Below are 13,201 nucleotides of genomic sequence, written 5' to 3' on the forward strand. Positions count from 1 at the left end.
GCACCGCTGAGTAGCGATCCGCTCACAGCCTGAGAGCTCCGGGAGTAGGCTCGCCGGGTCGACCGGACCGGCGCCGGGCCGACCCGGCGACGGAGGAACCGGAGTCGGTGCTCCGTGACGGCGGGGTCCGTCAGCTGCCGGCGGTGAGACCGTCGCGGGCGGCGCCGCGGCCGAGGACGGCCTCGGTGATGGCGTCCCGGGCCTCGCGGGCCTCCTGCCGGGAGGGGTCGGCCGCCAGGGCCGCCGGGAGGTGCACCAGCCGGCCCGCGTCGGTGTCCATCCACGTGGGCACGTACTCGGCCCGGGTGACCCGCCAGCGCTCCCCCGGCCGGGCCGGGGGCTCGAAGCGGAAGCGGGCGAGGGAGCCCTGGTTGCCCCGTGGCTCGTACCGCCCGGCGTGGTCGAACATCTGCCCGGCGATCTGGTCGCCCATTCCGTAGACGATCCAGGTGCCGTTGACCTTCTCGTACGGCTGCGGCACGTGGGCGTGCGTGCCCAGCACGAGGTCCACGTCGGGCCGGCCGCCGGTGGCCGAGGCCGTGAGGGCCTTCCCCAGGCTCAGCTGGGTGGCGTCCGGTTCCGTCTGCCACTCGGTGCCCCAGTGCAGGCTGACCAGCACCACGTCGGCGCCGGCCTTGCGGGCGGCCCGCGCGTCCGCGATCACCTTCTCGCGGGAGGTGAGGTTCACCGCCCAGGGCTGGCCCTCGGGGAGCGGATAGCCATTGGTCCCGTAGGTGTAGGCCAGATGGGCGACGCGGGCCGTACCGGCGGTGTACGTCCGCGGACGGGCGGCCTCGGCGGCCGTCCGGGCCGAGCCCGCGTGGCCCAGGCCCGCCCGGTCGAAGGCGTCCAGGGTGCGACGGACCCCGGCGGCCCCGGCGTCCAGGGTGTGGTTGGAAGCCGTGGAGCAGCCGTCGTACCCGGTGGCCTTGAGCCCCGCGGCGATCTGCGGGGGCGAGACGAAGGCCGGGTAGCCGCTGAAGGGCCCGCCCTCCTCTCCGTACACGGTCTCCATGTGGCACAGGGCCAGGTCGGCGGCGCTGACCATCGGCTTGACGGAGGCGAACATGGGGGCGAAGTCGTAGCCCTCGCCGTCGGCGTCACGGGCGGCCCGGTCGATCACCGAGCCGTGCGGCAGCACGTCACCGCCGGCGACCAGCGTGAATCCGCGTTCGGCGGGGACGGGCGCGGCGCTCGTGGCCCGGCCGGGCGGCCCGGCGAGGCGGGCCGCGCCGGACCCGTCGGCGCCGGAGCAGCCCGCCAGGGCGGCCACCAGCAGGGCCGAGGCCGCGGCCGCGCCCCGGCGGGCACCACGACGCCCCCGGTCACGGCCGTGGGGGCGGTCCTCCCGGTGCCCGCGCGGGGCCGGCCGGTCCGGTCCCGTGTTCTGCTCGCTCATCCGCCCGTCTCCCGTTCATCAGACCATCCGATCGTCACACTCCCGGAAGGATCAGGGGCGGCGGCCCGGACCCGTCAAGCGGGCGCGCCGGGGGCTCGTCCCACCGGCCCCGCCGCCGCCCCCGGACGGCCGCGCCCCGCGTCGACGCTCTCGGCGGAGCCGCCCGGAAGGGACAGGTCGGCACCGGGAAGCGGAAGCACATGCGGAACCGCATGCGGAACGGCAGGCGCATCCGGGTCGGAAGCGGGTGGCGACCGCGTCGGCACCGGGTCCGAAACGGTCGCGGGGATCCGCGCCGAGGGCGCGCCGGAATCCACGCCCGGGGGGAGCGCACCGGATCCGGCCGCGCTCCGGCCCGCCCCCGGCGCTCCGGCATGCCGTTCGACGCCCTCGACCGACCGTTCGTCGCGCGGGGCGCCCGTCCGTCCGACCCCCGGGGACCCTTGGGCGCGCGGTCCCGACCGGGCCGTTCCCGCCCCGGCTCCCGCAGGTCAGGGTGGGTGCACCGGACCCCGGCAACCCACGGAAGGAGCCCCCGGTGAACAGCTCCAGCACCCTCCGGCGCACGAGCGCCGAGGAACTGGCCGAACTCCAGCGCGACCACGGCCGGGCGCTCTTCGGCTTCCTGCTCGGCCTCACCCACGGAGACGCCCAGCGCGCCGAGGACCTGGTCCAGGAGACCCTGGTCCGGGCCTGGCAGCACCCCGAGGCCCTGGAGACCGCCCACGAGTCCATGCGCCCCTGGCTGTTCACGGTGGGCCGACGGCTCGCCATCGACGCCCGCCGGGCCCGGCTCTCCCGCCCGCAGGAGGTGGAGGCGGAGGCCCTGGAGCACTCCCCCGCGCCGGAGGACGCCGTGGCGGGCGCGGTGACCGCGATCGACGTGCGGCGGGCCGTGCGCGGTCTGGGCCCCGAGCACCGCGACGTGCTCGTGGAGGTCTACTTCCGGGACCGGTCGGTCTCCGAGGCGGCCCGCGAACTGGGCATCCCCGCGGGCACCGTCAAGTCCCGCACCCACTACGCCCTGCGGGCGCTGCGCCGCGGGCTGCCGGGGTACGGCCGGGGCTGAGCCCGCTCCTCACGCGCCGCCCGCGCCCGCCTCCGGGGCGGGCGCCCCGCGCGCACGTCCGGCACCTTCCGCAACCCGCACAACCCGCGCACCAGGGCCCGGATCAGCCAAGATCCGTCCAGGATGACCGGATGCAGTCGATTTATCGAGCATTCCGGCCAAGAGACGCATCGAATCCGTCATCAGAGCGTCCAACTTGAGTAAACGGCTCCCGTTCGAGGAGCCTCGGCGTGAAGGCTCTCCCCCGACGGAGCAAGCACGAAGCGCGGGAGAAGGTGGAACGGTGCGGCCCGAACGTTCGAACGGCACCAGTGACGACGGGCCACGGATCCCCATGGCCTGGCTCTACGCGGAGTACATCGCGGACGAACTCCTGCGCACCGGGCGGCTGATCCCGGTCAGCACCCTGGAGTTCCGGGCCGGCCGGGACACCCTGGCCCTGACCATCTACCTCGCCGACGCCGCGGGCGAGCTCCCGGGCATCCGGGTGGTCTCCCAACTCGACGAATGGCTCTCCCTGACGGCCTACGGACACCCGTGGCGGGACTGGGTGGACACCCGCTTCCTCGAACTGGGCGAAGCCGCCCGGGAGCGGCCCGGCGGCGAGGACGCCGACCTCGCGCTGGCCCGCGCCGCCTGGCGGTGGCTGGACCGCACCGAGCTGTACGCCACCAACCTCGACCCCGCCCTGCCCCCCGGCCCGCACCGCGAAGGCCCCCCGGCCGTGGACGAGAACTCCCGCGTCTGGACCCCCGCCTGGGAACTCGGCCTGCCCCTGGGGCACCTGGCCATGCACCTGTTCTGAGCCCCGCGTCCCCGCGCGCGACCCCGCCCCGACCCGGTACCGCCCCGGGTCCGGCCTCAGCCGCCCACCGGCACCCCGGGATGCACCCCCGGCCGGTACTTCGGCACCCGCACGGTCACCTTCATCCCCGCCCCGGCCCCGGTCTCGATGACCAGCCCGTAGGCGTCCCCGTACGTCTGGCGCAGCCGCTCGTCCACGTTGCGCAGCCCGATCCCCGAGGAGGCCGGGCCCTCTCCCGCGAGCAGCGCCCGCAGCAGGGCCGGTTCCATGCCGACCCCGTTGTCCTCCACCGTCACCACGGCCTCCGCCCCCTCGTCCCGGGCCACGATGGAGATCCGGCACTCCGCCACCGAATCCTCCAGCCCGTGCTTGACCGCGTTCTCCACCAGCGGTTGCAGGCACAGGAAGGGCAGCGCCACCGGCAGCACCTCCGGCGCCACCTGGAGGGTCACCTTCAGGCGGTCCCCGAACCGGGCCCCCGCCAGCGCCAGGTACTGCTCGATGCAGCGCAGTTCCTCGGCGAGCCGGGTGAACTCGCCGTGCTTGCGGAAGGAGTAGCGGGTGAAGTCCGCGAACTCCAGCAGCAGCTCCCGGGCCCGCTCCGGATCGGTCCGGACGAAGGAGGCGATCGCGGCCAGCGAGTTGAAGATGAAGTGCGGGGAGATCTGCGCGCGCAACGCCCGTATCTCCGCCTCGATCAGCTGGGTCCGCGAGCGGTCCAGCTCCGACAGCTCCAACTGCACCGACACCCAGCGGGCCACCTCCGTCGCCGCCCGCACCAGCACCGCCGACTCCCGCGACCCGTACGCCACCAGCGCGCCCAACACCCCGTCCTCCCCGGTCAGCGGCGCGATCACCGCCCAGCGCAGCGGACAGGCCGGACGCTCGCAGTCCGTACGGAAGCTCTCGCTGCGCCCGGAGGCCACCAGCCGCTCCACCCGCGCCGCCACCCGGTCCTGGTGGTGCGAGGCCCCCGGCCCGTCCCAGGCCAGCACCCGGGACCGGTCGGTCAGGCACAGCGCCTCCGTGCCCAGCAGCGGCCGCAACCCCCGGACCGCCTTCCGCGCCGTCTCCTCCGTCAGGCCCGCGCGCAACGGCGGGGCGGCGAGGGAGGCCGTGTGCAGGGTGTGGAAGGTGGCCCGCTCCACGGGGGTGCCGAGGTCCAGATCGGAGTCCTCCTCCCGGCGCGGTCCCCGACGACGCCCCGCCCACACCCCCGCCCCCAGCAGTGCCAGACCCGCCGGGGCCAGGGCGACCAGCTCCTGCGGGGTCACCGGCGCACCTCCCCCTGCGGTCGGGCCAGTTCCTCCGGCAGGTGCAGCCGGGTCAGAGTGGCCGCGGTGCCCGGCGGTATCCGGTGCCGGGTCGCCAGGGACACCCCCACCATCGTGAGGAAGCCCAAGGGCACCGACCACACCGCGGGCCAGGCCAACAGGGTGTGCGGCCACCCGCCGCCCGGCACACCGGCCCGGGTGGCGAGCACCGCCCCCAGCGCCGAACCCCCGCCCACCAGCAGCCCCCAGGCCGCACCGGGGGCGGTCAACCGCGGCCACCAGATCCCGAGGACCAGCAACGGGCAGAAGGAGGACGCGGACACCGCGAACGCCAGGCCCACCGCGTCGGCCACCGGCACGCTCGTCGCGAACACGCTCGCCACCAACGGCACCGCCATCGCCGGGAGGGTGGCCAGCCGGAAGTGCCGTACCCCGCGCGAGGGCAGCACGTCCTGGCTCAGCACCCCCGCCACCGCCATCGTCAACCCCGAGGCCGTGGACAGGAAGGCGGCGAAGGCCCCGCCCGCCAGGAGCGCCCCCAACAGATCCCCCACCACCCCGCCGACCATCCGCTCCGGGAGCACCAGCACGGCCGCGTCCGCCGTGCCCGTCAGGGCCAGCTCGGGGGCGTAGATCCGGGCCAGCGCCCCGTACAGCGGGGGCAACAGGTAGAAGGAGCCCACCAGGAACAGCACCGCCAGGGTGGTCCGGCGGGCCGCCGCCCCGTGCGGGCTGGTGTAGAAGCGGACCGCGACGTGCGGCAGCCCCATGGTGCCCAGGAACGTGGCCAGGATCAGCCCGTAGGTGGCGTACAGCGGATGCTCCTCCCGGCTGCCGGCCAACGGTGCGGACCACGGGGTGCCGCTCTCCGGGGCGGCCCGCTCCGGGACCCGGGCCCCGGCCGGGAAGCGCAGCTCGGTGCCCGCCCCGAAGCGGTGCGGGCCCGGTTCGAGGAGGACGGAGGCCCCCCGGTACGGGAGGCCGTCCACGCTGCCCGTGACGGTGACCCGCAGCGGGTCGTCCAGTCGGATCCGCACCGGGTCCGCGATCCGCACCGCGGTGCTCTCGCGGAAGGCCGGGGGTTCGCCGAACGCGGTGCGCGGCGCCCCGTCCCCGAACCAGGCCGCCGCCAGGAAGATCGCGGGCACCAGCAGGGCCGTCAGCTTCAGCCAGTACTGGAACGCCTGGACGAAGGTGATGCTGCGCATGCCCCCCGCCGCCACGGCCGTGGTCACCACCACCCCGACCACCAGCGGCCCCGTCCAGTGCGGGGCCCCGGTGAGGATCCGCAGGGTGAGCCCGGCCCCCTGGAGTTGGGGCAGCAGGTACAGCCACCCGATCCCGACCACGAACAGGGCCGCCAGCCGGCGCACCGCCCGCGACTCCAGCCGCGCCTCCGCGAAGTCCGGCAGGGTGTACGCGCCGGACCGGCGCAGCGGGGCGGCGACCAGGACGAGCAGGACCAGGTACCCGGCGGTGTAGCCGACCGGGTACCAGAGCATCTCCGGGCCCTGGAGCAGCACCAGTCCGGCGATCCCGAGGAAGGAGGCCGCCGACAGGTACTCCCCGCTGATGGCGGCGGCGTTCAGGCCCGGCCCCACCGAGCGGGAGGCCACGTAGAAGTCGGAGGTGGTGCGGGAGATCCGCAGGCCGAGGGAACCGATGAGCAGGGTGCCCAGCACCACGGCGGTGACCGCGGGCACGGCGTAGGCGGGGTTCATCCGGCGCCTCCCCCCGGGGCGCGGCCCCGATCGCCGTACCCCGTCCGGGGGCCGGGCGGCACCGTTCGGAACGGGGGCCGGGGCGGGCGGGGGCGGTCCGGGGGCCCGGCGGGCCCCTCCACCAGGCCGGTGAAGTCACGTTCGTTGCGCTCGGCACGGCGCACGTACCGGCGGGCGGTCAGCCACAGCACCGGGTGCACGGCCAGGCCCAGGCAGGCCCACACCAGCGGGGCGGGGGCCCCGCCCCGGGACTGCGCGGGCAGCACGAACAGCAGCGGCAGCCCGCCGACCAACACCGCGAGCGCGGCCAGGGCGGTGAGGGCCGCCCGCAGCTGGCTGCGCATCAGCGCCCTCACGTAGGTGGCGCCGAGGCTGGTGTGCTCGCTGATCTCGGAGCGGGCCGGAGGGTGCGCCCGCACCGGGCGCCGCCCGTGCAGCGGCACCCCGGTGACGGTCTCGCGACGCGGGGCCGGGGCGTCGGGGCCGTCTCCGGGGACGGCGTCGGGGGCGCGGGAGGAACCGGTGGACGTGGCCCGGCCGGAGGCGGTGGGCGGGTCGGGGGTGGTGGCCGGGTCGGGGGTGGTGGGCGAGGACATCAGCCGCGGGCCCGCCGCATCAGCAGGTCCCGCAGTTCGCGGGCGTGGCGGCGGCTGACGGAGAGCTCGGCGGGGCCGACCTTCACGGTGGTCACCCCCGCGTCCACCCGGAGTTCGTCGATGCGGGCGAGGGCCACCAGGTGACGGCGGTGGATCCGGACGAACCCGCGCGCCGCCCACCGTTCCTCCAGGGTGGACAGCGGGATGCGCACGAGGTGGCTGCCGGCGGCGGTGTGCAGGCGGGCGTAGTCCCCCTGGGCCTCGGCGTAGGCGATCTCGTCCACGGGCACGAAGCGGGTCACCCCGCCCAGTTCCACGGCTATCTCCCCGGGCGGTTCGACGGCCGCGGGCGGCGCGCCGACCACGGCCGCGGGTACCGGGGCGGGTGCGGAGGCCGGCGCGAGCGGGGGTGCGGGCGCGGTCCCGGCGCGGAGCGGGGTCGGCCCGGCGGCGGCCTGGTCGCAGACCCGGCGGACGGCCTCCGCGAGACGTTCCCTGCGGACGGGCTTGAGGACGTAGTCCACGGCGTTGAGGTCGAAGGCCTGGACGGCGAAGCCCTCGTGGGCCGTGACGAACACCAGGTGCGGCGGCCGGGCGAAGCCGGAGAGCAGTCGGGCCACGTCGAGGCCGGTCAGCCCCGCCATGTGGATGTCGAGGAACACCACGTCGATGCCGTCCTCGCCGTCCGGCCCGGCCTCCAGGGCCCGTCCGATGCGGCGGAGCGCCCCGGTGGCGTCGTTGGCCCCTTCGGCCACGGCGATCCGCGGGTCGGCCCGGAGCAGGTACAGCAGCTCTTCCAGGGCGGGCTTCTCGTCGTCGACGGCCAGTGCGCGCAGCATGCCCGGAGTGTAGAGGGGCTATTTGAGGAGCCGGGAGAGACGCCGGTCGGCGAGGGGACGACCGCCGGTCTGGCAGGTCGGGCAGTACTGGAGCGAGGAGTCGGCGAAGGAGACCTCGCGGACGGTGTCCCCGCAGACGGGGCAGGGCTCGCCGGTGCGGCCGTGCACCCGCAGCCCGCTCTTCTTCTCGGCCTTGAGCAGTCCGGCGGCGAGCCCGCGGGAGCGTTCCACGGCCTCTCCGAGGACCTCGCGGACGGCCTCGTACAGCCGGTCGGTCTCCTCCTCGGTGAGGGAGGCGGCGCGCTTGAAGGGGGAGGTCCGCGCGGCGTGGAGGATCTCGTCGCTGTAGGCGTTGCCGATGCCGGCCACCACGGACTGGTCCCGGAGCAGGCCCTTGATCTGCCGGCGGTCCCCGCCGAGGAGGGCTCCGAAGGCGGCGCGGTCGAAATCCGGCGCGAGCGGATCGGGGCCGAGGCGGGCGATGCCGGGGACGAGGGCCGGGTCGGTGACCACGTACACGGCCAGCCGTTTCTGGGTGCCGGCCTCGGTGAGGTCGAAGCCGGCGCCGTCGTCGAGGGCGAGGCGCAGGGCGAGCGGGCCCTTGCCGGGGCGGGGCGGTTCGGTGGGCAGGGCGTCCTGCCAGCGCAGCCAGCCGGCCCGGGCCAGGTGGGTGACGAGGTGGAGGTCGCCGAAGGACAGCGCCAGGAACTTGCCGTGGCGGGTGACCGGCCCGGCGGGCAGTCCGAGGAGCGCCTCGGGCGGCGGGTCGTAGGTCTTCAGGACGCTGACGGCGAGGATCCGGATCCGTTCGGGGACCCGTCCGGCGAGACGGGTGTCCAGGAACTCCCGGAGCGCCTCGACCTCGGGGAGTTCGGGCATGTCTCCAGGGTGCCCCGGAGCCGGCTTCGGGGCGCGGTGGGAGCGGCGGGTGCGCGGGCCGATTCCGTCAGGTCCGCCGCGGACGTCGGGCTTCCGCGCCGGTTCCGCCCGCGGTTCCCCCGGCCGGGCGGGGGCGGGACTGCTCCTGGGGCACGGTGAACTCGCACCACACGCACTTGCCACTGCCGCGGGACTCCACGCCCCAGACGTCGGCGAGCCGGTCCACCAGCATCAGGCCGCGGCCGGAGACCCCGCTGTCCCCGGCCTCCCGGCGGCGGGGCAGGGCGCTGGAGCGGTCCTCGACCTCCACGCGCAGGCGGCGTTGGGTGCCGCTGAGGACGCGCAGGGTGACCACGGCGGGCCCGTCCGTGTGCATGAGGGCGTTGGTGACGAGTTCGTCGGCGACGAGTTCGATCTCGTCGGAGCGTTCGCGGGCACCCCAGGCCCGGACGGCCGCTCCGATCATGTGCCGGGCGGCCGCCAGGGCCTCGGGGTCGCCCTGGGCCACGTGCTGCTGGAGGCGGCCGCCGCCGCGGGGCGCGTCCCCGACGCGGCGCCGCAGGAGCAGCAGGGCCATGTCGTCCTCGCCGCCGCGTTCGTCGGCGACCTCGCAGAGCCGGTCGGCGAGCTCCTGGAGGTCCTCCGGGCCGCCGCGGACCCGGGCGGCGAGGGCCCGGACCCCGTCGTCGAGGTCGGCGCCGGGCTGTTCGACCAGCCCGTCGGTGCACAGCAGGAGGGTTTCGCCGGGTTCGAGTTCGACGGTGGTGACGGGGTACTCCAGTCGGCCGAACTCGGCGGACAGGCCGAGGGGCATGCCGCCGGTGACGGGCAGTCGCCCGCAGTCCCCGTCGCGGGTGCGCAGCAGGGGGTCGAGGTGGCCGGCGCGGACGAGCTGGACCACTCCGGTGCTGAGGTCGGCTTCGGCGTAGGCGCAGGTGGCGAAGCGGTCGGTGTCGAGTTCGTGGAGGAATCCGGAGGCGCGGGCCATGACGGTGGCCGGGGTGTGGCCCTCGGCGGCGTAGGCGCGCAGGACGATGCGCAGCTGTCCCATGACGGCGGCGGCGTGGGTGTCGTGGCCCTGGACGTCCCCGATGACGGCGCCGACCCGGCCGCCGGGCAGGGGGATGACGTCGTACCAGTCGCCGCCGATGTCGCGGCCGAGTTTGGCGGAGCGGTAGCGGACGGCGATCTCGGCTCCGGGGACGTCGGGGATCCGGCGCGGCAGCATGGCCTGCTGGAGCCCTTCGGCGAGGTCGTGTTCCTGTTCGAGGAGCATGGCGCGTTGGAGGCTCTGGGCGATGCTGCTGCCGAGGGCGACGAGGAGGTTGCGCTCCTCCTGGGTGAAGCCGTCCTTGTCCTGGTAGAGCAGGCCGATGGCGCCGATGGGGCGGGCCTGGGCGATGAGCGGGAGGTAGGCGGCGGCGGAGATCCGCATGGGGGCGATCTTGGACCAGAGGCCGGGGAAGCCGTGGGCGAACTCCTCCGCCGAGGCGATGAAGCGGGGCTGGAGGGAGCGGACCACCTCGCTCATGGGGTAGGGCTCGTCGACGCGGGTGTAGCGGGTGCCGGGGACGAAGCTGCCGGCCGGTCCTTCGGCCACCAGGTGGATGCGGCCGGATTCGACCAGGCCCATGACCATGCCCATGCTGCCGAGGCGTTCCAGGCCGTGGCTGTCGCTGAGGGCGTCGATGACGTCGCGGACGGTGCGGGCGTGGGCGAGGGCGGCGGTGGTGCCCTCGACCACGCTGGTCTGGCGTCGGCGCTCCTCGTCGAGGCCGAGGCGTTCCGCGGAGTGGCTGAGCTCCTCGGTGGCGTCGCGGACGATGCCGATGATCCGGTAGGGGCGGCCCTCCCGGTCCCGGAAGACCCGACCCTGGGTGTGGGTCCAGCGCAGGGAGCCGTCCCGGCAGCGGATCCGGAAGTAGGCGCCGTAGTTGTCGACGCCGCTCTTGAGGGCTCCGGTGACGAGGGCGTCGAGGCGGACGGCCTCCTCGGTCGGCACCCGGGGGGCGAGGGACTCCGGCTGTCCGTCGTAGTCCTCGGGCCGGGTGTCGAACACGTCGAGGGCCGGCGGATCCAGGTGCATCTGCCCGGCGAGCAGGTCCCAGTCGAAGCTGCCCATGCGGTTGAGCGCGAGGCTCCGGTCCGGGTCCGCCGGCCAGTCGTCCGGCAGGGAAACCGTGGTCGGCACCGCTCCACCATGACATCCCGGGCCGGATTCCTCGACAGGAGACGCTCAGGCGCTCTCCAGCTGCGGCCCGGGGTCGGTGCCGAGACCGCCCTCGGGGAGGGTGAACGGGTCGTAGGGGTCGTGCGGGGCGCCGGGTCCGTCGGGGTCGGCCGGGTCGCCGGTACCGCCGTCCGGGAGGTCGGGGGCGTAGGGGTCGGCGGTGCCGGGGTCGTACGGGGCGTACGGGTCGGCGGGGCCCGCGCCCGGGTCCTGCGGCAGTCCCTGGCCGCCGGTGGGGTCGCCGCCGGGGTCGGCGGGCGGCACCTCGGTCCGGCCGCCGGTGCCCGGGTCCGCGGGGGTTTCGGGCGGGGCGGGCGGGGCGGTGGGGGGCGCGGTGGTGGGGCAGGGCTCGCCCGTGGCGGTGGTGCCCGCGGGGCGGCCGGGCTCGGGGGGCGCGGTCCGGGCCAGGCTGTTGCCGGCCCCGACGCAGGGGGCCGACGGGCGGGTGGCGCCCTCGCCGGGCGGCTGGGCGGGGACCGGCCCGCTGGGGTCGTAGGGCGGGGTGACGGCCGGGACGCTGTCCTGGGCCCCGTCGTCCCCGGAGCGCCGCTCGATCCAGGTGTTGTTGCTGATGTTGACGATGACGAGGTTGGACACGGCCTCGGCGGTGGGGGTGACGACCACGACCTCCTCGGCACGGAAGCCGGGCCAGGGGTCCCCCTCGTGGAAGGCGCCCTGTTTGATCTCCACGGGGGGCATCAGGGGGTTGCCGCAGGTGCAGCGGACCCGGGGCAGGCCGTAGTCGTCCACGAGCACCGGGCTGCCCGCCTGCAGGATGGCCTGGTAGGCGACGCCGCGGCCGCCCTTGAAGCCGTGGCTGGTGACGCGGGTGTCGGCGCGCAGCACCACGGGGGTGAGTTCGCGCAGGAAGTCGGGGATCCGGGCCGGTTCGATGCCGGCGGCGCCGGCGAAGGCGCGGGCCTTGTTCCGGTCGGCGGTGAGGGTGCGGACCTGCTGTTCGACGTCGCAGCTGCCGCGTTTGTGGATGCCGCCGTACAGGCCGGGGGTGGATCCGGAGACGGCTCGCAGTCCGGGTCCGGGGGCGGGGGCCGCGTCGGCGTCGGCGGCCGGTCCGGGGGCGCCCTGTCGGGGGGCCTGGGGCAGGGGCAGGGCCACGGTGGAGGTGGCGGAGGAGGCGGTGAAGGGGTCGGGGCCCGCGTCGGCCACGGGCTGGAGCAGCACCTCGCGGCCGGTCGGGGCGAAGCGTGCCTTCTCCGTGCCGCCGCAGCCGGCTGCGGCCAGCAGTCCGAGGGCGGCCGTGCAGGCCAGGGCGTAGCGGCTTACCGGTGTGCGCACGGGCGTTCTCCCGCCTTTCTTCGCGAATCGCCCCATTGTGGGCAGCAGGTCCGCGCGTGTCGCAACCGGTGTTCGACCATTCACGCACCGCGATCCCCCGGCCGCCCGCACTCCAACCTCTCAGGATGTTGAACATGTTCAATAAAGCCCGTAGGCTCCCTATCGAGAAGAGTTGAACACGTTCAAGAAGCGCGCGGGGGCGTGCGAGGGGGTGGTGGCCGTGTCGGCCGGAACGCATCTGGCGGACGCCGCACCGGCGGCGCTGGTCAACCCGGTGGTGGCCCTGGGCATGCTGGTCGTGGTCCCGCTCGGACTGGGCCTCGTCGACCGGGAGGCCCCCGCCGCGCTGCGGCGCCTGTGGCCGCTGTGGGCGGTACCCGGAGCGGTGTCCCTCTGGCTGCCCCGAGGGCCCCTCGCCTGCCTCCTGGCGGCGGTCTACGCCCTGGGCACCCTGGCGCTCGCCGCCCGCGCCCCGATCCGACTGACCCGCCACCGGTCGCCGGGCCCCGCGGAAGCGGCCGTGCTCACCGCCCTGGTCTCCCCCTCGGTGGCCGCCTGCGCCCTGGTCGCCGAACGGGCCGGACACCCCCTGTTCGGCTTCGACCTCGGGATCCTCGCCCTGACCGTGCCCCACTTCCACTTCGCGGGCTTCGCCGCCGCCCTCGTGGCGGCCCTGGTCTGCGGGGCCGGCGACCCGGTGCCCGCAGGGGGATCAGCCCCCGCCCCCGGCCGGGCGGCCCGGTTCGCCGGGTACAGCGTGCCGGCCGGGACCCTGCTCGTGCTCCTGGGCTACTTCACCGGCGACCGGGTGGAGCTGGCCGGTGCGGCGGTGCTGACCGCCGGGATGTGGGCCGTGGGCCTGCACACCTGGCGCGGCCCGCGCATCGCCTCGGCCGACCGTCGCACCCGCGCCCTGTTCGCCGTCTCCGCGGTCGTGCTGCCAGCCACGATGCTCCTGGCCCTGTGGTGGGCCCTGGGCGAGGCCACCGGCCTGCCGCACCCGACCCTGACCTGGATGGCCGCCACCCACGGCCTGACCAACGCCCTCGGCTTCGCCCTCTGCGCGGTGGCCGCCTGGCGACGCCTCAAGGAG

At 75.7% G+C, this 13,201-nt stretch carries 9 protein-coding genes and 2 pseudogenes; 3 read left to right on the forward strand and 8 right to left on the reverse strand.

Features of this window, described 5'->3' with window-relative positions:
• Positions 1 to 130: 130 nt before the first annotated feature.
• Positions 131 to 1,399, reverse strand: a complete 1,269-nt coding sequence (locus ABTZ17_RS08960; protein ID WP_352194861.1) for a CapA family protein — start codon at positions 1,397 to 1,399, stop codon at positions 131 to 133.
• A 538-nt stretch (positions 1,400 to 1,937) separates the two neighbouring features.
• Between ABTZ17_RS08960 and ABTZ17_RS08965 the strand changes: the two genes are divergently transcribed.
• Positions 1,938 to 2,468 carry a sigma-70 family RNA polymerase sigma factor gene (locus ABTZ17_RS08965; protein WP_352194862.1) on the forward strand — a complete coding sequence of 177 codons (531 nt, stop codon included), beginning with the start codon at positions 1,938 to 1,940 and terminating at the stop codon, positions 2,466 to 2,468.
• A 334-nt stretch (positions 2,469 to 2,802) separates the two neighbouring features.
• Positions 2,803 to 3,273, forward strand: coding sequence for a hypothetical protein (locus ABTZ17_RS08970; RefSeq protein ID WP_352194893.1), 471 nt, complete (start codon positions 2,803 to 2,805; stop codon positions 3,271 to 3,273).
• A 56-nt stretch (positions 3,274 to 3,329) separates the two neighbouring features.
• Here ABTZ17_RS08970 and ABTZ17_RS08975 read toward each other — a convergent pair whose 3' ends face one another.
• The 7 genes and pseudogenes from ABTZ17_RS08975 to ABTZ17_RS09005 form a co-directional block, all read right to left on the reverse strand.
• Positions 3,330 to 4,547 carry a histidine kinase gene (locus ABTZ17_RS08975; protein WP_502994626.1) on the reverse strand — a complete coding sequence of 406 codons (1,218 nt, stop codon included), beginning with the start codon at positions 4,545 to 4,547 and terminating at the stop codon, positions 3,330 to 3,332.
• Positions 4,544 to 6,268 carry a sodium/solute symporter gene (locus ABTZ17_RS08980; protein WP_352194863.1) on the reverse strand — a complete coding sequence of 575 codons (1,725 nt, stop codon included), beginning with the start codon at positions 6,266 to 6,268 and terminating at the stop codon, positions 4,544 to 4,546. Before ABTZ17_RS08980 ends, ABTZ17_RS08975 begins: the two co-directional genes overlap by 4 nt.
• 113 nt (positions 6,269 to 6,381) lie before the next feature.
• A pseudogene (locus tag ABTZ17_RS08985) lies at positions 6,382 to 6,711 on the reverse strand (hypothetical protein); the annotation flags it as partial.
• A gap of 152 nt (positions 6,712 to 6,863) precedes the next feature.
• Positions 6,864 to 7,703, reverse strand: coding sequence for a LytR/AlgR family response regulator transcription factor (locus tag ABTZ17_RS08990; protein WP_352194864.1), 840 nt, complete (start codon positions 7,701 to 7,703; stop codon positions 6,864 to 6,866).
• Between the two features lie 18 nt (positions 7,704 to 7,721).
• Positions 7,722 to 8,582 carry an Fpg/Nei family DNA glycosylase gene (locus ABTZ17_RS08995; protein WP_352194865.1) on the reverse strand — a complete coding sequence of 287 codons (861 nt, stop codon included), beginning with the start codon at positions 8,580 to 8,582 and terminating at the stop codon, positions 7,722 to 7,724.
• A gap of 67 nt (positions 8,583 to 8,649) precedes the next feature.
• Positions 8,650 to 10,704, reverse strand: coding sequence for a SpoIIE family protein phosphatase (locus ABTZ17_RS09000; protein ID WP_352194895.1), 2,055 nt, complete (start codon positions 10,702 to 10,704; stop codon positions 8,650 to 8,652).
• Positions 10,705 to 10,818: 114 nt separating this feature from the next.
• The gene (locus ABTZ17_RS09005) at positions 10,819 to 12,108 is read right to left on the reverse strand and encodes a DUF6777 domain-containing protein (RefSeq protein ID WP_352194866.1); all 1,290 of its coding nucleotides are present in this window, start codon (positions 12,106 to 12,108) and stop codon (positions 10,819 to 10,821) included.
• Positions 12,109 to 12,346: 238 nt separating this feature from the next.
• Here ABTZ17_RS09005 and ABTZ17_RS09010 point away from each other — a divergent pair.
• Positions 12,347 to 13,201, forward strand: a pseudogene (locus ABTZ17_RS09010) (YndJ family protein); the annotation flags it as partial.

This window comes from Streptomyces sp. NPDC097619 (genome assembly GCF_040302735.1).
Lineage (GTDB): Bacteria > Actinomycetota > Actinomycetes > Streptomycetales > Streptomycetaceae > Streptomyces.

Coding starts and splice junctions, on each gene's coding strand:
- ABTZ17_RS08960 (WP_352194861.1), bottom strand. CDS start 1,399: ATGAGCGAGCAGAACACGGGACCGGACCGGCCGGCCCCGCGCGGGCAC.
- ABTZ17_RS08970 (WP_352194893.1), top strand. CDS start 2,803: ATGGCCTGGCTCTACGCGGAGTACATCGCGGACGAACTCCTGCGCACC.
- ABTZ17_RS08980 (WP_352194863.1), bottom strand. CDS start 6,268: ATGAACCCCGCCTACGCCGTGCCCGCGGTCACCGCCGTGGTGCTGGGC.
- ABTZ17_RS08990 (WP_352194864.1), bottom strand. CDS start 7,703: ATGCTGCGCGCACTGGCCGTCGACGACGAGAAGCCCGCCCTGGAAGAG.
- ABTZ17_RS08995 (WP_352194865.1), bottom strand. CDS start 8,582: ATGCCCGAACTCCCCGAGGTCGAGGCGCTCCGGGAGTTCCTGGACACC.
- ABTZ17_RS09000 (WP_352194895.1), bottom strand. CDS start 10,704: ATGGGCAGCTTCGACTGGGACCTGCTCGCCGGGCAGATGCACCTGGAT.